The organism is Brevundimonas sp. (assembly GCF_027484365.1).
In the GTDB taxonomy this organism is placed as follows: Bacteria; Pseudomonadota; Alphaproteobacteria; order Caulobacterales; family Caulobacteraceae; genus Brevundimonas.
The window spans coordinates 83,688-100,538 of record NZ_JAIXTC010000018.1 but is presented as its reverse complement, the minus strand read 5'-3'; the positions used below and the strand labels follow the sequence as shown (position 1 = coordinate 100,538).

The window sequence follows — 16,851 nt, the reverse complement described above, 5'->3', positions numbered from 1 at the left end:
CCTTATCCCCGCATCTGGGGCGCGATCCCGCAGGTGTCGCAGATCCAGGCCCCGCCGCGTTGCTGAAGCGTGAAGTCACCGCAGGCGGGGCAGGCGTCAGCCTCGCCGTGATCACCGCTTCGGCCCGGCGTTTCGGCCTTCCGACCGAACGGCAGGACCACGAGATTGTCCGGCGTTGCGCCCCGGGCAAATCCCTTGGAGATGAAGCGGGCGGCGGGGACCAGTTCGTCGGCCTTGCCCGAACCGAGACCGTCGGCGTCCAGCGGCTCCGCGTCGGCGTTGGCCAGTTCGTGGCGGTCCAGGTAGGACACGCCGAGTTCGCGGAAGATGTAGTCTAGGATCGAGGTCGCGGATCCGATGGAGTCGTTGCCCGTGACCCGCCCCGCCGGCTCGAAACGCGTCAGCAGGAAGGCGTCCACGAACTCGTCCAGCGGCACTCCGTATTGCAGGCCGATAGAGATCGCGATGGCGAAATTGTTCATCAGGCTGCGGAAGGCGGCGCCTTCCTTGTGCATGTCGATGAAGATCTCGCCGAGTTCGCCGTCCTCGTACTCGCCCGTGTGGATATAGACCTTGTGGCCGCCGACAGCGGCCTTCTGGATATAGCCCTTGCGGCGGTCGGGCAGTTTGCGGCGGGTGCGGACCCGTTCGATGACCCGTTCGACAACCCGTTCTGTCGGTGCCGGCCTGGGCTGGGGCGGGGGCTCCGGCGCGCGACGGGCGGGTTCGAAGTCCGGTAGATGAAGCAGGGGCTGGTTGGAGGCCTGACGGCGAGACAGCCGGATTGCCCGACGACCCTCAGACGCGGCCTGGGCCAGCAGGGCCATCGCGGCGCCGATCCCCGCCCGGCTGGGCAGCTCGACCGAGGTCATGTCCGCGACGTCGCTGAACATCTCGGCGGCACGGACCAGGTTTGCGGAGGCAAGGTCCAGGTCGGTGAGAATGGCCTTCAGACGGACCGGTGCGCTGGGCCAGTCGGACAGGTCGCGGCGGCCGAACACATGGTCCGTCGCGGCGGCGATCTCTTCCGGGGTGGCCAATAGCGCCAGCAAACCGCCGTGGCCCACGGTCTCCTGATCGAAGCCGAGGACATCGCGGATGAATCCGGCCTCCAGGGCGGGCGGGGCGAAGGCCTCGTCCAGTCTTTCGACATGAGCCAGAGCCGCCTCGACCGCCTCCAGCTCCACCTCGGTGAAGCCCTTCGCTGCGAGTTCGGCATGACCGAGCGCGGGTGAGTCGATCAACGTGCGTCGGCCCAGAAGCCAGCGTTCGGCGCCCTCCACATCGCCGCCCTGGGCGGTGATCGCGGCAGCGAGGTTCGGGTGCAGACGGCGGACCATATCGCCGTCGCGGGTCTGGAAGACCTCGATTCCGGAAAGCGGAGCAACGCCGAGTCGCAGGTCCCGCTCGGCGTCGGCCCCCAGTGTGGCGATCAGGCATTGCCGTCGACCCGAAGTGCTCGCCGCGGCATGGGCCTGTGCCGTTCGCAGTGCGGCCGCTTGCCCAAGCTCGCTGGTCAGGTCGGAGAGCCGAGCCTCGCGCCGCTCCAACGCGGCCAGGACGGTTTCGGCTGCGACGGGCCAGTCGGCTGCAGGACGCAGCGTTTCGGCCAGTTCGCTCGACGCAAGAGAGGCCGCCGCAGCAAAGAGGCCGGATGCGGCTGTGAATTCGGTCTCGCTGATCGCGCCATCGGCTTCGGCGATCAGCCAGTCGAGACCGTTTGTCAGGGTGAGAACCACCGGACGCACGGCGTGACGCCGGCGCGCGAGCCGTCCGTCCGGGGCGAAGCCGCAGGCCACCTCGATCTCCAGCGCCGTCGTCCACAGTCGGGCGAGGCGGTCGAGGGCCTCGACCATGTCGGGCAGGGCGGCGGCCACGGCCGGAAGGGCGATGGCGCAGCCGGGCGCGATGGCGAGATCCGCAGCGGCTTCGGCATCACGCACGGAAAAGGCGACGATGAGGTCGTCGGCCAGGCATCCGTCGGCGGCGGCCCGAAGAGGGGCGTCCATCGGCGAGGCGGGATCGGCAACGGCAACCACCCGAATCTGCTTCAGCGGCTCCGGTTCCGGCGCGGAGAAGACCCGTCCGGCGATGGCGTCCAGGATCGCGGTGTCATCCGCGCCGGCCCGACGCGCGGCCAGGGCGGCGCGGCCCAGAGCCGGGTTGGCGGCAGGGTCGGCGCACACCGAGGCCGGGCCTTCACAGCGCCTGACGGCGTCTGTCACTGCGCGCAGGGTTCGGGTGACGCCCGACAGGGCATGGGCGGTCACACGCGCCGTGCGGCGCCGCGCGGTATCGCTTTCGAATCGGGCGCGGACACCCGCGTCGCCGAGGTCGAAGACGGTTGCGTTGCGCGAGGGGCCGGGCTGGTCTTCGGCAGCGGGCGGCGTCCGGGCGCCTTCCAGCAAGACTGACGACGGCGCGGCGAGACCCAGAAGAACGCTGGCGACCAGTTCCGAGGCGAAGGTCTCTGCGTCCGATGTGGACGGAAACACCCCGGTCGAGCGTCCCCAGGCCGCGAGACGGGCGGCCCACCGATCGAGGGCCCCGTCCAGCACGGGCGGCCCAGCAGACGCCGTGCGCGACGGTGCGCCTTCGAGACGAGGCCAGTCCTCAGGGGACTGGTCGTGCCAGTCCAGCCACGCCTCCACGCGCGCATCGCTCCAGCCGGCCGGCGCCATCACACGGATCACACGGTCCGCCCGCTCGATCTCGCGCGCTTCGCACACGACGGAGGCGGAGAGGTCGGTCAGGAAGGGGGTGAAGCGCATACGCAGGCCCGGACAGGATCGTTTCGACAGCCTAGGGCGCTCCGGGCCATCGCCGCAATAGATGTAGCGGTCCATCCAGGGGTTACCCCCAAGATGTTGCTGAAGTCGATTTGGGCTGGACGCTGGACGTGGACGCGGCCGGTTTCTATGATCGGACGACTGGATCGGGCCTCCCGCCGATCCGAATCTGGACTGGAAACGCCTCGTGCTCGGCAGAATATTCGGTTGGACGTCCGGCGCGACGATCGGCACCCTCTTCACAATCGCCAAACGCGCCGACCTGATCGGGACCGACGAGCACGGCAACCGCTACTACCAGTCGCGGGACAACATCAGCTACGACGGCCGCAAACGCCGGTGGGTCGTCTATGAGGGCTATGCCGAGGCCTCCAAGGTGACGCCGGACTGGCACGGTTGGCTGCATTACACCTTCGATGAGCCGCCGACCGAGGCGCCGCTGCCCCGCCGTCGCTGGGAACTGGATCACCGTCCGAACATGACCGGCACGCCGCTGGCCTGGCATCCGCAGGGCTCGTTGCTGTCCGAAGGCGTGCGACCAGCGGCGACAGGCGACTATGAGGCCTGGAAGCCCGAATGAGCCGCGCCCGCATCCTGCTGGTGAGTACGGCGGTCGTCGGGCTGGCCCTTTCGGGCGGCGTCGTCGCCGGAGGCTGGCAGAACGCGCCGGCCCAGGACGCGACCCCGGCATCCGGCCCGATCGGCGACGCCCTGAGGACCGAGCCGATGCAGGAGGCTGCTCCGGCCGGCGACCCGGCTCCGGCCACGCCCATCGCTATCACGCCTCCGACACCGGCCATCGAGACCGCTGCGCTGGAGGAGGGTGAGGTCCCGGACGCCGAGGCTGACGATGAAGCCAAGGACGATGAGGACGGCGAATCCGAAGAGGACAAGGCCAAACGCCTCGCCGCTGACACGCCGGTCCCGCGCCAGCGTCGTCGCGTCGCCATCATCGAGGCGATCGACAAGATCACTGCGGAAAGCATGCGGTTCGAGGTCGAGGTCGGCGGACGTCCGGTGCGGTTCAACCAGGCGCTGATCTTCACCGCACGTGCCTGCGAGGTCTCGGCCGAGAACGAACTGGTCGAGGACGCCATCGCCTATATCGATGTGACGCTGCAGCCGAAGGCGGCGGGCGCCTCGCCGCGTCAGATCTTCCGGGGCTGGATGTTCTCATCGACTCCGGCGCTCAGCGGCCTCCAGCACCCGATCTATGACGCCTGGGTCGTGGGCTGCAAGGCGTAGGTCACCGCTTCCGCGCCTGACAGCGGGCGGGCGAGAACGGCCTGGTCGGGTATCGATTCAAGCGCGCTCGCCAGCTGCGTCAGATAGGCGCGCTGCGGGATTTCCAGCAGCCCGAACTGGTCCAGATGCGGCGCGCGGAACTGGGCGTCGAGCAGGCGCCAGCCGCCGAGCCTCAGACGGGCCACCAGGTGCACGAGAGCGACCTTGGACGCATCGGTCGCCCGGCTGAACATGCTCTCTCCGAAGAAGGCGCCGCCGAGGGTGACGCCATACAGGCCGCCGACCAGCACTTCGTCCCGCCAGCATTCGATGCTGTGGGCCTGACCCCGCATGTAAAGATCCCGATACAGGCCCATGATCGGAGCGTTGATCCAGGTCGCCTCTCGACCCGGACCAGAGGCGGCGCAGGCGTCCAGGACGGCGTCGAACGCCGTGTCCACACGCACGACGAACGGCTCGTTCCGGATCGTGCGGCGCAGGCGGGCGGGGATGTGGAAGGCGTCCAGCGGGAGGACACCCCGTTGCTCAGGTTCAACCAGATAGACGCGCGGGTCGTTCCGGTCCTCGCCCATCGGAAAAACCCCGTGGGCGTAGCACTGCAACAGGGCGTGGGCGTCGAACGGGTCCGGCGGCGAAAAGGCGCTGGCCGCTGGATCGGTCACGTCAGCCGTCGGACTTCTGACGCTTCGCCCAGTTCTCCAGCCAGTGGATGTCGTAGTCGCCCGACAGGATATCCGGCTCAAGCAGGAGTTTCTGGAACAGCGGGATGGTGGTGTCGATGCCGCCGATGACCATCTCGTTCAGACTGCGCTTCAGCCGGGCCACGCACTCGGCGCGGTCGCGGCCGTGGACGATCAGCTTGCCGATCAGGCTGTCGTAGTAGGGCGGGATCGAATAGCCGGCGTAGATGGCGCTATCAAGCCGCACGCCCAGCCCGCCGGGGGCGTGGAAGTCGGTGACCGTCCCCGGGGACGGGGCAAAGGTTTCGGAGTTTTCGGCGTTGATGCGGACCTCGATGGCGTGACCTTCGAAGTGGATGTCGTCCTGGGTGAAGGACAGCGGCAGGCCGGCCGCGATGCGGATCTGTTCGCGGACCAGATCGACGCCGGTGACAGCCTCGGTGACCGGGTGCTCGACCTGCAGGCGGGTGTTCATCTCGATGAAGAAGAACTCGCCGTCCTCCCACAGGAACTCGATGGTGCCGACGCCGAGGTAGCCGATCTTGCCGATCGCCTTGTTGACCGTCTCGCCGATGGCGACGCGCTCCGCGGCCGAAAGGGCCGGCGAGGGGGCTTCTTCCAGCACCTTCTGGTGACGACGCTGGAGCGAGCAGTCGCGCTCGCCGAGGTGGACGACATTGCCGTGGCTGTCGGCGACGACCTGGATCTCGATGTGGCGCGGCTTCTGGAGGTAGCGTTCCATATAGACCGCGCCATTGCCGAACGCGGCCTTGGCCTCGGTCTGGGCGGTCTGGACCGCTTCAACCAGGTCGTCGGCGGTCAGGGCGACCTTCATGCCGCGCCCGCCGCCGCCCGCCGCCGCCTTGACGATCAGGGGGAAGCCGATGGCCTTTGAGGCCTCGATGGCGGCCTCGATGGTCTCGACCTCGCCGGCCGAGCCGGGGACGCAGGGGATGCCGGCTTCCAGCACCGTCTGCTTGGCGCTGATCTTGTCGCCCATGATCCGGATGTGCTCGGCCTTGGGACCGATGAAGGTCATGCCGTGGGCTTCGACGATCTCGGCGAAGCGGGCGTTCTCCGACAGGAAGCCGTACCCCGGGTGGATCGCCTGGGCACCGGTGATCTCGGCCGCCGCGATGATCGAGGGGATGTTCAGATAGGATTTGGCGGCCGGCGCCGGGCCGATGCAGACGCTTTCGTCGGCCAGCCGCACCCACATGGCACCGCGATCGGCCTCGGAGTGCACGGCGACCGTGGAGATGCCCATCTCCTTGCACGCCCGGTGAATGCGAAGCGCGATTTCGCCGCGGTTGGCGATCAGGACCTTGGTAAACACTGGGCTCAGGCCTCGAGAACGACGAGGGCTTCGCCGAACTCGACGGGCTGGGCGTCGCCGACGAGGATTTCCTGCACGACGCCGTCGCGCGGAGCCTGGATCGGGTTCATTGTCTTCATGGCCTCGACGATCAGGAGGGTCTGGCCCTTCTTGACCTTGTCCCCGGCCTTGGCGAAGGGCGGGGCCTCGGGCGAGGCCTGCAGATACACAGTGCCGACCATGGGCGACTTCACCGTCTCGCCCGACCTTGCGACGATGGTGGCGGGGTCGGAGGGCATCGACACAGGCGCTGACGCGGCGGCCGGTGCCGGGGCCGCCTGCGGAGCATAGGCCGGCGCGGGCGCATACTGCGTCACAGGGGCGGCGGTGATCTCGCGGGCGACACGGATCCGCAGTTCGCCGCGTTCGACCTCGATCTCGGTCAGCGAGGTGTCGTTGAGGATGTCGGCCAGCTGGCGAACCAGTGTGGTGTCGATCTCCACCGAGGGCTCGTTATCCAGTTTCTTGTCGGTCGCCATGAGAGCTATGCCTTGTGGTCTGGTTTCAACGGGCGGGCATTGCGGAGCGTTCCCGCGCCAGCCGGAGGGCGGCCCTGACGGCCAGTTCATAGGAATGGGCACCGAAGCCCGAGACGATGCCGGTGGCGGCGAGAGAGACGTAGGAATGACGCCGGAATTCCTCGCGCGCCGCCGGGTTCGAAAGATGGCACTCGACTACCGGAATGGTGAGGACCTTCAGGGCGTCCAGAAGGGCCACCGACGTATGGCTGTAGGCCGCCGGGTTGATGACGAGGGCCACGGCCGCCGTGCGGGCCTCCTGGATCCAGTCGACCAGTTCGCCTTCGTGATTCGACTGACGGAAGACCACAGTCGCGCCTTCCGCGGCCGCCTCGCAGAGGGCCTGGACGTCGGCCAGGGTCTCTCGCCCATAGATATGCGCCTCCCGCACCCCCAGGAGGTTGAGGTTGGGGCCGTTCAGGACGTAGAGGACGGGGGTTTCGGGCATTCGCTCCGGACGAGTTGGCGGCGGGCCAATGGATGTGGTCGGCACCGCTTCGGTGGGCGGGCCTTTTAGCGGAACGGCGTCGCTCGTCAAAGCCGAGGTTACGCCGCACAGGTCAGGTTGACGTAACGACATGCGCATCCAAGTCAACGGAGATACGCGGGAGGTGGCCGCGCGGACCGTCCTGGCCCTGGTCGAGGAACTGGGATTCGACGTCCGCAAGGTCGCCGTGGAGCGGAACCTGGCCATCGTACCGCGGTCGCTGCATGCCGGGACTGTGCTGGAAGACGGCGACCGGATCGAGCTGGTCCAGTTCGTCGGCGGCGGCTGAACGGGTTCCGTTTCCGGGCGCACAAGCCTAGATGAAGGCGATGAACGCTCCCTTCGTCGCCCCGACCGTAGCCACTCCGATCGACAGCTGGACCGTCGCCGGCCGCACCTTCAACTCGCGCCTGATCGTCGGCACCGGCAAATACGCCGACTACGCCCAGAACGCGGCCGCAGCCGAGGCGGCGGGCGCCGAGATCGTCACCGTGGCCCTGCGCCGGGTGAACCTCTCGGATCCGTCCCAGCCCATGCTGGTCGACTATCTCAAGCCTGACCGGTTCACCTTCCTGCCCAACACCGCCGGCTGTTTCACCGGCGAGGATGCGGTGCGGACCCTGCGACTGGCGCGCGAGGCGGGCGGCTGGGATCTGGTCAAGCTGGAGGTGCTGTCGAACTCTGCGCACCTGTATCCCGACATGATCGAGACGCTCCGGGCACTGGACCTGCTGGTCAAGGACGGGTTCGACGTCATGGTCTACTGCACCGACGACGTCGTGATGGCGAAGCGGCTGGAGGATGCAGGGGCGGCGGCGATCATGCCGGCGGCCGCGCCGATCGGATCGGGGCTGGGGCTGCAGAACGCCGTCAATGTGCGGCTGATCGTGGAACAGGCCGGCGTGCCTGTGCTGGTCGACGCAGGCGTGGGCACGGCCTCGGACGCGACCGTGGCCATGGAGCTGGGGTGCGACGCCGTCCTGACCAACACCGCCATCGCCGGGGCCAAAGACCCTATCCGCATGGCGCGGGCGATGAAGCATGCGGTCATCGCCGGGCGCGAGGCCTATCTGGCCGGGCGAATGGCGAAGAAGATGTACGCCGACCCGTCCTCGCCGCTGGCCGGCCTGATCTGAGCTTGACGGAACCGCGCCCCGGAGACAGGATGTTCCTGTAATGTTCCGGAGCGACCGATGCGGACCCTGACTGTTCGAGGCTATGTCGCCGTGGCGGTGCTCGGCCTGCTGATCGCGCTCGGGGTCATGGTCGCCGGAAGCGTCAAAGCCCAGGAGACCGTCGTGCATCACGCCACAGGAATGTTCGAAGTCTCGGTCACGCCCGCCGATCCGGAGGTGGTCGAGGCGGGGCTGGGCCTGTCCCGATACACGCTCGCCAAGACCTTCAGCGGCGGAATGACCGGCAGCGCGACCGGCCAGATGCTGGCGGGCGGGGTCTCGGCCGAGGAGGGGACCTATGTCGCGCTGGAGCGGTTCGTGGGCACGCTCGACGGCCGGGAGGGCGCCTTCCTGCTGGCCCATCGCGGCGACATGAATGCGGGGGGATACACCCTGTCGATCACCGTCGTGCCGGGATCGGGGACGGGTGAGCTGGCGGGGATCCGCGGGGACTTCGCCCTGATCCTCGAAGGCGGGGCGCACCGCTACGACCTGGGCTACAGCCTGCCCAACCCCTGAGACGGTCGGGGCGCTTGGAACCGCCCCTCGACTGGTGCAGGATCGTCGCCTCGGATCGAGGGGAAGACGATGCGACTGAAGCTGCTGACGTTCACCGCCCTGGCCCTCTGTCTGGCGGGACCCGCCGCCGTCGCCGACGCGACCTCGGCCTCCGCCGATGCGGAGGCGAGCGCCTCCCTGCTGCAGAACCCGCGGGGCTGCGGCCGGGTCGGGTCGGCGCTGGACGCCGCGCCGGAAGGCTCGATGGTCCTGGTGCCCGGCTTCGGCGAGGTCGCGAGCTGGACCGTCGATACGATGAACCCGGAGGCCCAGGCCTGGTTCGACCACGGGGTGCGGCTGCGCTGGGCCTTCGAGCACAAGGAATCGGTGCGCGCCTTCCGCCGGGCACGGGCCATCGATCCCGACTGCGGGATGTGCGCCTGGGGCGAGGCCTGGGCGACCGGTCCCAACCTCAACGGCGGCGGCACGGATGACGACTCCCTGCGGGCCGGGTTGAGGCTGGCCCAGCTGGCGCGGCGCGAGGCGCGGGGCGCGACCCCGGTCCAGCGTCAGATGATCGACGCCCTGATCCAGCGCTATTCCGGCGCCAAGGCCAGCCAGGGCGTGCGCTTCGCCCGGGCCATGGACCGGATCGCCCGACGCAATCCCGACAGCCCCCTGATCGCCGCCATCACGGCCGATGCCTGGATGCTGCAGGCCGACGAATGGTGGGATGAAGACGGCGCGCCCAAGGACCGGGGCATCAGCCGGGCGATGGAGATCCTCGAGGCGTCGCTGGCGAAGGCCCCCGACGACCCCGGCACCATCCACCTCTACATCCACCTGACCGAGTGGTCCGACGACCCGCACAAGGCCATTCCCTATGGTGAGAAACTGGCTCGGCTGGCGCCCTCGGCCAGCCATCTGGTGCATATGCCGTCGCACACCTTCTACCGGGTGGGCCGCTATCGGGACGCGATGAGGTCCAATGTCGAGGCCGTGGCGCTCGACAAGCGCTACGACGAACTGGCCGCGCCTCCGGGTGGGATCACGGGGATGCCGCTGCACGCCCACAACATCCATTTCGGCATGGGCGGGGCCCTGATGGCCGGCGGGGCGGAGGAGGGGCTGAAGCTGGCCGAGGGCTTCCTCGCCACCTATCCCGACATCCCGGCCGACAACCAGTGGCGTCAGCTGATGGCCAATGACGCCTATGCGATCTTCGGCCGTTTCGGCTCACCCGCCCAGGTCGCGGCCCTGGCCGAGCCGCCTGAAAGCAAGCCCCTGCTCCGCGCGAGCTGGCACTACGGCCGGGGCGAGGCGGCGGCTCGGGCCGGAGATGCAGCGGCCGTGCGGGTCGAGGCCGGGGCCATCAAGGCGATCCGCGAGGGTGACTCCCTCACGGGCGACCAGGCCGACGACATGAAACTGTTCGTCGAGGTCTCCCAGCGGGTGCTGGAAGGGCGGGCCGCCATGCTGGAGGGCAATGCATCGGCCGCCGTCGCCGCCTTCACCCGGGCCGCCGAGATCCAGGGGATGGAGGAGGAGGGCGGCGACCCGCCGATCATCTGGTTCCCGACCCGCAGGAGCCTCGCCGCCGCGATGCTGGCCAACGGCGATGCGGCCGGGGCGAAGGCGAAGATCGAGGAACTTCTGATCGACTGGCCGATGGACCCCTACAGCTATTTCGTCCTCGCCGAGGCCGAACAGGCTCTGGGCAACACCACGGCCGCCGGGGCCGCGCGGGACAAGGCGCGGGTCGAATGGATCGGCGGGGAGATGAGCCTGAAGCTGGCCTGAGGCGAGGCCTCTGTCCGGTTTTGTCCGTCGGTCCGGACGAAAACACCCTGACGAAACGGACGAAACGGACGAAATCCGGGATCAGGTCTCCGGCGCGGCCTCAGCCCCGGCCTCTTCGGCGAGGGTTTCGTCCCGGCCCTCGGCGACGGCCTCGTTGAGGCGGCGCAGATAGGCGGCGCGGACGTGGTCGATGTCGCGGAAGGCCGAGGAATCGCTTTCCAGACGGCAGTCGGCGTTGTTCACCAGCTGGACCAGCCGCATCCACGAGACCGCCTATTGCGGCCGGTCGACGGCGGCGTTCTCTGCCGCCTGGCGGAAGGCGAACCGCCGCAGGGATCGGGCGTTCGGGTTGAACAGGAGGGCGAAGCGGGAGACGGATTCGGCCTCGTCGACCTCCTCCAGCGCCGGATCGATCTCCATCTCCTCGTCCTTGGTGCGCGGCCCGGCCATCCACGGCGGGGGCGGGGCGAGGCGCGACGGCAGGAAGTCTGGCCGCCGCCAGCCCTCGATCGCGGCCCGACGACGGACGCTGCGGTCGGTCGTGCCGTAGCGTTCGGCGATGACGGCGCAACTGACGCCGGCGATGAAATCCTCACGGGCATGGGCCCAGGCTTCGGCGGTGAGGCGGGGCGGTCGGTGTTTGATCTCGGTCATGCCGACAGTGTCCGCCCGTTTCCTATGTAGGCGCGGATAAAGGCTCTCGTCAGAGCCGGGCGTTGAATTCAAAGGGGTCCGGGGAGGATGTGCGGATCACATCGGGGCTGTCGTATACATTGGCTGGCCTGAGAGCGGACGCTTTCAAGGTCGGCTGGGGGTGGATACCAGATATGCAAACGGCCCCGCCGTCGCCAGCGGGGCCGTTCCAAACCAGGGGAGACGCTGCTTATGCGATCGACTGCCGCCGCTGGATGTAGAGCGCTGCGCCACCCGCCAGGATCAGGCCGAACAGGATCATGGCCCATTCAGAGAGCGTCGGGACAGGTGCCGGCGGCGCTGCGCCATCCCCGGCAAAGACCAGCGCGTTCGCCATCAGCTTTGCTCCATCTGTCGAAGCCGTCCAAAAGCCGGACCGAGAGTCGCTCGATGGAGGGAAGAAATTCAGGGAGACGACGGTTCCCGCCCCTACCTGTTTGAAGGCCACAAGCGGTTCTCCGGTGGACCAGCTGGCAACGAGGGTCGAACCCGGGGTGATCGCTCCGCTTGACCGATAACTGTCAAAGCCTCCGTTGAACGTGGTCACGCCTGCGACCGTGGGGTGGGCCAGCAGGGCAATTGTTCCAAGCGTAGCTTCGCCGACCGTGGGTCCACCCCCGGCGATGGCAGTGTCGGTATTCGTAGCCCATGCACCAGCCAGGTGAGCTGTGCTGGTGTCGAACTCGGCGTTAACGACTCCACCACCGGCAAGGAGGTAGGCGTGAAGGTTGTCTCCCAGTGTCGCCCTGCTCAGAACGCTAGCATCATTGTAGACGATGACCGCGCGATAGGTCTGAAGCGTCGCCAGACTGGGTGTGCTTGTCCCGACGTCGATGTTGTCGACGGCGATGAAACGACCGTCCGCCAGAATTTTCGACACCACCTCGGCATTCCACGCCGTGAGACTCGGGGCGCCAAGAACGGCGACACGACCGCCCACCTGCGCCCAGGACGACGACGGCACCAGACCGGCCATGACGACCAGGATAACCGCCAACGCGGCCCGAACAATACCCGGCATTTCCATCCCCCGACGTAGTTCTCAAGCGCGAACGGAACCAGACTCCCCCCGCCCACGCCGTTGACGATAAAGCGGTTTCCCACGGCTCAAAGCTTCAATCGCATTCGAGCGAACGTCGGTCAACGCCCTCGGCCGTACCTAGCGTTCGGTTAACCTGCTGCGAAAAACGTCTTGTATATCAATCAGAAAGGACCTGCAGGGCAATCGTCCCTGGCGTGGCAGTCGGTCATTCGCCTGACGCCCCGATGCGGACATTCGGCACACAAGCTGCAAACGGAGACCATGCCGCTCTGTTTGGAGTCGGACGCAGCGCTCACTGGGGCAGGGCCTGCCGCTAGGCTGCGATCGCGGCCTTCATCCGTCGGCGACGCCAGGCGTCGAAGCGGACCTTGCCCAGCCAGAACAGCATGACCGGCAGAGGCGCCAGGGCGAGGATGGGCAGCAGAACCGAGTCCTGTATGGCCTCGGGAAACACCTGCATCTGCCCGAGGAAGAACGAGCCCGAGGCGATGAACAGCGAAAAGCACATCCGCCACAGGTGCCGGGCGATCCGCGAGACGTTGGACAACTGTTTGCGGATCAGCACATGCAACTCACCCGCCGCCGCGAAGATCCCGGCGATGGTGAAGAGCAGGAAGGCCGGCGGCGGCGAGCCGTCCACCGTGCCGCTGGGGCTGGCTGCGCCCATCCGCATGAAGATCACGCCGGCGGCGGTGATGGAGAGGGCGACGATCAGCCCGATGACCTCCGGGGCGCCGGCCTTCGCGTTCCGCCGTCGAGCCGCCATGGCGCCGCTGACCAGAAGGTAGAGCGCCATGATCCCGGCAACGAAATTGGGCCGCTGTCCGGTTTCAAGGAAGGGCGCGACGCCGGCGCCGATGGCATAGGCCATGAACATCGCCAGAAAGAAGATCGAGCCCGCCGCGCGGTGGACCCGCTGGCCCTTGCGCGAGGCCAGGGCGACGACGCCGGTGACCATCCCGATCGCCCCGCCGCCGATGTGCGCCCACAGCAGGGCGTTGGCGCCCAGATGCATCCAGGCCGGATCGCCAGGCCCGGCCTGCAGCGTGTCGGCCAGGGCGATGGACGGCGGCAGCGCGACGGCGACGACGGCAGACAGGACGGGCAGCATTCGAATTCGCAGGGTCATGGGTCCCTTTCTTGTCGATAGGTCCGGCGGGCGCCATGATCGGGCGTTCCGTGCGCATGATCGTTCGTAACACCGGGGGCCGTGTCGATGTCGAACCTGACGACGTCCGCGGGAGTCGCCGCCGGCCTGATCGCGTTCGCCGTCCAGCGCGGCGCGGATCGCGCGGCGCTCATGGCCCGGGCCGGCCTGCATCCCGCCGACCTGGAGAACCCCGACGCCCGCCTGGCGTTCGGGACCTATGTGGCCCTGATGCGCGGGGCCCAGGACCTCTGCGGCGACCCGGCGCTTGCGCTCCATTTCGGCGAGGCCGTCGACCTGGCGGAGGTGTCGATCGTCGGGCTGATCATGAACGCCTCGGCCACCATGGGGGAGGCGTTCGCCCAGATGCAGCGCTTCGGCCGGCTGACGCTGGAAACCGAGGGGCTCAGCGACGGACCGCGCTTTGTGCTCACCGTGCGCGACGGCCAGCTGTGGATGGTCGACACGCGCGCGGATCCGGACGCCTTCCCCGAACTGAGCGAAGGGGCCTTCGCGCGGCTGGTCTGCGGCCCGCGCCGCTTCCTGCCCGAGCCGCATGTGCTGGAGGTGCAGTTTTCGCACCCGGAGCCGGCCTGGAGGGCCGAGTACGACCGGATCTTCCAGTGCCCGGTATCCTTCTCCAGCGGCTGGAACGCCATGCGGCTGGACCCGCGCATCGCGACCTGGCCCGTGGCGCTTCAGCCGCGCTATGTGTTCGGCGTCCTGACCCGGCGCGCCGACGACCTGCTGCAGGAGCTCGACGACCAGAAGACCGTCCGCGGCCGCGTCGAGGCCGTGCTGTTGCCGCTGCTGCACACCGGCGAGGTCGGCGCCGAGGCCGTCGCCCGCGCCCTGGGCTTCAGCCGCCAGACCCTGTTCCGCAAGCTCAAGGCCGAGGACGTCACCTACGAACAGGTGCTTGACGCCCTGCGCCACCGCATGGCGCTCCGCTACCTCACCGGCGCCCGGGCCTCGGTCAACGAGACGGCCTACCTCGTCGGCTTCTCCGAAGCCGCAGCCTTCTCCCGCGCCTTCAAGCGGTGGACCGGCAAGAGCCCCCGCGAGGTCCAGCCGGCAAGGGTGGCCGCTCCCGGCGACCTCCCGCCCTCCGGCTAGAGGTCGCCGAACGCCGGTCAGCCTATCCCGCCTTCGTCGCCGCGATCGCTGCGGCGACTTCCTGCGGGTTGATGGTCGCCGTGGTCTTGCCGTTGATCAGGAAGGTCGGGGTACCGACGAGGCCGAGGGTGGCGCCGGTGGTGTGGATGTCGGCCAGAAGGCGGTCGGTGCCGGTGTCGGCGATCACGGCGGCGGCCTGTGCCGTGTCGACGCCGTTGGCGGCGAGGATGCGGTCGACGCCCTCGCGGGTCAGGCCGTTCTCGGCCATCAGGGCCTGGTGGACGGCGAGGTATTTGCCCTGGCGGTGGGCGGCCAGGGCGGCGCGGGCGGCGTAGTTGGAGGTGGTGTCGTCGCCCCGGTCAAGGATGGGCCATTCCTTGAAGACGAAGCGGACGTCGGGGTTGGCGCGGATCAGGGCCAGATAGTCCTCCGACACCGCCTTGCAGCCCGGGCAGCGGTAATCGAAGAACTCGACGACCGTGACCTTCGCATCGGCGGGGCCGAAGGCGGGGTCGCGCGGGTCGGGGGCCATCAGGGCGGCATTGGCGGCGACGGCGGCGTTGATGGTGTCGACACGGGCGTTTTCCGCCTGCGATTCGAACGCGGCCTGGACCTCGGTCATGACCTGGGGGTTGGCGAGCAGATAGGCGCGGACCTTGGCGCCGAAATCACCGCCGGTGACATAGGGGGCGGCGGACAGGCCCAGGGCCACGACCGACACGGCGACGGCGAGGGCGCCGCCCCGGCCGCCGGCGAACCAGGCCAGGGGATCGCGCGTGGGCTTTGCGTCCGGGGACGGGGCAGGGGTTTCGTCGGTCATTCAGGTCTCGGAGGAGCGGATCAGGCGCCCGGCGGGGCGATAACGGTCTGGCGGTCGCGGCGTTGCTGCTGGCGACGGTCGAGGTCGTCGATGTCGTCCATCGTGGCCCCGGAGGCCAGGACGATGTCCATGGCGCGCCGCCATTCGTTGGAGCCGCGCGGGAGCATGTCGCGGGCGCGCAGGGCGAACTGGGTCGCCTGTTCTTCGCCCCCGGCGGCGAAATAGTATTCGGCCGAGGCCAGGCGCGCCTCGCCCTCCTTGCCCTGGGAGGCGTAGGCCTGACCCAGCAGACGCCAGGCGAGGGTGTTGTCCTCCTCGCGGGCGACGGCGCGCTTCAGCTGGTCGACCGCCTCCTCGAGATTGGCGCTGTCGTTGGTCTCGATCAGGGCGTGGGCCAGGTTGATCCGCAGCAGGGGAGCGTCGGGCCTGAGCCGGACCGACTCGCGGTGGGCGTCGATGGCCTCGCCCGGGCGGCCTTCCTCGAACAGGATCTGGCCCTTGAGTTCCCACAGATAGGGGTTTTCGACGTCGGCGGCGATCAGGACGTCGGTGGCGTCGAGGGCGCGCTGGGTCTGTCCGTCGCGATACCAGGCGATGGCGCGGGCATAGCGGGCGGGCAGGGAGGTGTCGCTGTCCAGATAGGTGCGCAGGGTCTGGGTCGGCGGGTCGGTGAAGGCCCGGATCTTGGCCTGAATCAGCTGCAGCTGGGCCATCCGTTCGGGGCTGTCGACGACGTTGTAGTGGGCCGCGGCCTCGACCGGGCGGCGCAGGGCCTCGATCCGCTGGCCGGACAGGGGGTGGCTGCGGAAATAGGGATAGCGACGGGCGTCCGAGAAAACTTCCTGGGCCCGCATGTTCTCGAAGAACTCGACCAGACCGCGGCCGGACTGGCCCGCGGCTTCCAGACCGCGGGCGGCGGTCAGATCGGCCTCGCCCTCCTGGCTCTGCATATAGCGCAGGGCGCCGAGGGTGCCGAAATACTGGCCGGAGCCGACCAGGGCCATGCCGGCGCCGGGCTCGCCCGCCGCAATGGCCAGGGCGCCCAGGGCCATGGACATGAGGAAGGGCTGCATGCCGGCGGCCTGGGCCCCGTCGCGGAGGGTGTGGCGGTTCTTGATGTGTCCGCCTTCGTGAGCGATCACGCCGAGCAGCTCGCCCGGTGAATCCGCGCGAAGGATGGTGCCGGTGTTGATGCCCATGATCCGCCCGCGCGTGGCGAAGGCGTTCAGCTCGGGGTCGTTGATCAGCAGGACCTCGACCTCGGACGGCTCCAGCCCCATGGCCGTGAACACCGGGTCGGACCATTCGCGGATGATGCCCTCGACCTCGGTGTCGCGGATGGTCGACTGGGCGGAGGCGGGGCCGGCCGCCGCCATCACGAGGACGGCGGCGGACGCGGCGACCCACCCGAGGACGGAGGACGCGACGCGGGTCGGCCGGAACATGGCGAACTCCTTCGACTGGCG

General features: G+C 68.7%; 18 protein-coding genes. 7 read left to right on the top strand and 11 right to left on the bottom strand.

The genetic code is table 11. The annotated features are described in order from the left end of the window. Nucleotides 1-2: 2 nt before the first annotated feature. Nucleotides 3-2,771: a TSCPD domain-containing protein gene (locus Q0044_RS08550; RefSeq protein ID WP_298161473.1), complete on the bottom strand. Its 2,769-nt coding sequence runs from the start codon at nucleotides 2,769-2,771 to the stop codon at nucleotides 3-5. Between the two features lie 205 nt (nucleotides 2,772-2,976). Between Q0044_RS08550 and Q0044_RS08545 the strand changes: the two genes are divergently transcribed. Together Q0044_RS08545 and Q0044_RS08540 are read left to right on the top strand one after the other, a co-directional pair. Next, entirely contained in the window at nucleotides 2,977-3,369 is a 393-nt protein-coding gene (locus tag Q0044_RS08545; RefSeq protein WP_298161472.1) for an NADH:ubiquinone oxidoreductase subunit NDUFA12, read from the top strand. Then, the gene (locus Q0044_RS08540) at nucleotides 3,366-4,034 is read left to right on the top strand and encodes a DUF2155 domain-containing protein (protein ID WP_298161471.1); all 669 of its coding nucleotides are present in this window, start codon (nucleotides 3,366-3,368) and stop codon (nucleotides 4,032-4,034) included. The genes Q0044_RS08545 and Q0044_RS08540 overlap by 4 nt, the downstream gene beginning before the upstream one ends. On the opposite strand, the gene aat is transcribed toward Q0044_RS08540, so the two are convergent. From aat to Q0044_RS08520, 4 genes are read right to left on the bottom strand one after another with little or no spacing between them, the layout of a single operon-like run. Next, complete coding sequence (gene aat, locus Q0044_RS08535; RefSeq protein ID WP_298161470.1) at nucleotides 4,001-4,696, bottom strand: leucyl/phenylalanyl-tRNA--protein transferase; 696 nt, start codon at nucleotides 4,694-4,696, stop codon at nucleotides 4,001-4,003. The genes Q0044_RS08540 and aat overlap by 34 nt on opposite strands. Nucleotide 4,697: 1 nt before the next feature. Beyond that, nucleotides 4,698-6,050, bottom strand: a complete 1,353-nt coding sequence (accC, locus tag Q0044_RS08530; RefSeq protein WP_298161469.1) for an acetyl-CoA carboxylase biotin carboxylase subunit — start codon at nucleotides 6,048-6,050, stop codon at nucleotides 4,698-4,700. Between the two features lie 5 nt (nucleotides 6,051-6,055). Then, nucleotides 6,056-6,568, bottom strand: a complete 513-nt coding sequence (accB, locus tag Q0044_RS08525) for an acetyl-CoA carboxylase biotin carboxyl carrier protein (RefSeq protein ID WP_298161468.1) — start codon at nucleotides 6,566-6,568, stop codon at nucleotides 6,056-6,058. Between the two features lie 25 nt (nucleotides 6,569-6,593). Continuing rightward, complete coding sequence (locus Q0044_RS08520; RefSeq protein WP_298161467.1) at nucleotides 6,594-7,055, bottom strand: type II 3-dehydroquinate dehydratase; 462 nt, start codon at nucleotides 7,053-7,055, stop codon at nucleotides 6,594-6,596. Between the two features lie 130 nt (nucleotides 7,056-7,185). On the opposite strand from Q0044_RS08520, the gene thiS reads away from it, so the two are divergent. From thiS to Q0044_RS08500, 4 genes are all read left to right on the top strand, one after another. Beyond that, complete coding sequence (gene thiS, locus Q0044_RS08515; protein WP_298161466.1) at nucleotides 7,186-7,383, top strand: sulfur carrier protein ThiS; 198 nt, start codon at nucleotides 7,186-7,188, stop codon at nucleotides 7,381-7,383. 40 nt (nucleotides 7,384-7,423) lie between these two features. Further along, complete coding sequence (locus tag Q0044_RS08510) at nucleotides 7,424-8,230, top strand: thiazole synthase (protein WP_298161465.1); 807 nt, start codon at nucleotides 7,424-7,426, stop codon at nucleotides 8,228-8,230. Nucleotides 8,231-8,287: 57 nt separating this feature from the next. Beyond that, nucleotides 8,288-8,788 carry a DUF3224 domain-containing protein gene (locus Q0044_RS08505; protein ID WP_298161464.1) on the top strand — a complete coding sequence of 167 codons (501 nt, stop codon included), beginning with the start codon at nucleotides 8,288-8,290 and terminating at the stop codon, nucleotides 8,786-8,788. Between the two features lie 69 nt (nucleotides 8,789-8,857). Continuing rightward, on the top strand, nucleotides 8,858-10,567 hold the full coding sequence (locus Q0044_RS08500) for a hypothetical protein (protein WP_298161462.1): 1,710 nt from the start codon (nucleotides 8,858-8,860) through the stop codon (nucleotides 10,565-10,567). Nucleotides 10,568-10,648: 81 nt separating this feature from the next. Here Q0044_RS08500 and Q0044_RS08495 read toward each other — a convergent pair whose 3' ends face one another. The 4 genes from Q0044_RS08495 to Q0044_RS08480 all read right to left on the bottom strand — a co-directional run bounded on the left by Q0044_RS08495 (nucleotide 10,649) and on the right by Q0044_RS08480 (nucleotide 13,413). Continuing rightward, entirely contained in the window at nucleotides 10,649-10,828 is a 180-nt protein-coding gene (locus Q0044_RS08495; RefSeq protein ID WP_298161461.1) for a hypothetical protein, read from the bottom strand. A 12-nt stretch (nucleotides 10,829-10,840) separates the two neighbouring features. Further along, nucleotides 10,841-11,221, bottom strand: a complete 381-nt coding sequence (locus tag Q0044_RS08490; protein WP_298161460.1) for a hypothetical protein — start codon at nucleotides 11,219-11,221, stop codon at nucleotides 10,841-10,843. A 229-nt stretch (nucleotides 11,222-11,450) separates the two neighbouring features. Further along, a complete protein-coding gene (locus tag Q0044_RS08485) occupies nucleotides 11,451-12,281 on the bottom strand; it encodes an IPTL-CTERM sorting domain-containing protein (RefSeq protein WP_298161459.1) in 831 nt (276 codons plus the stop codon). Between the two features lie 334 nt (nucleotides 12,282-12,615). Further along, entirely contained in the window at nucleotides 12,616-13,413 is a 798-nt protein-coding gene (locus tag Q0044_RS08480) for a hypothetical protein (protein ID WP_524536158.1), read from the bottom strand. A gap of 105 nt (nucleotides 13,414-13,518) precedes the next feature. Between Q0044_RS08480 and Q0044_RS08475 the strand changes: the two genes are divergently transcribed. Continuing rightward, nucleotides 13,519-14,565: an AraC family transcriptional regulator gene (locus Q0044_RS08475; protein WP_298161457.1), complete on the top strand. Its 1,047-nt coding sequence runs from the start codon at nucleotides 13,519-13,521 to the stop codon at nucleotides 14,563-14,565. Nucleotides 14,566-14,587: 22 nt separating this feature from the next. On the opposite strand, the gene Q0044_RS08470 is transcribed toward Q0044_RS08475, so the two are convergent. Both Q0044_RS08470 and Q0044_RS08465 read right to left on the bottom strand, forming a co-directional pair. Beyond that, nucleotides 14,588-15,385: a DsbA family protein gene (locus Q0044_RS08470; RefSeq protein WP_298161456.1), complete on the bottom strand. Its 798-nt coding sequence runs from the start codon at nucleotides 15,383-15,385 to the stop codon at nucleotides 14,588-14,590. A gap of 20 nt (nucleotides 15,386-15,405) precedes the next feature. Beyond that, the gene (locus tag Q0044_RS08465; RefSeq protein ID WP_298161455.1) at nucleotides 15,406-16,830 is read right to left on the bottom strand and encodes a M48 family metalloprotease; all 1,425 of its coding nucleotides are present in this window, start codon (nucleotides 16,828-16,830) and stop codon (nucleotides 15,406-15,408) included. Between the last annotated feature and the right edge of the window lie 21 nt (nucleotides 16,831-16,851).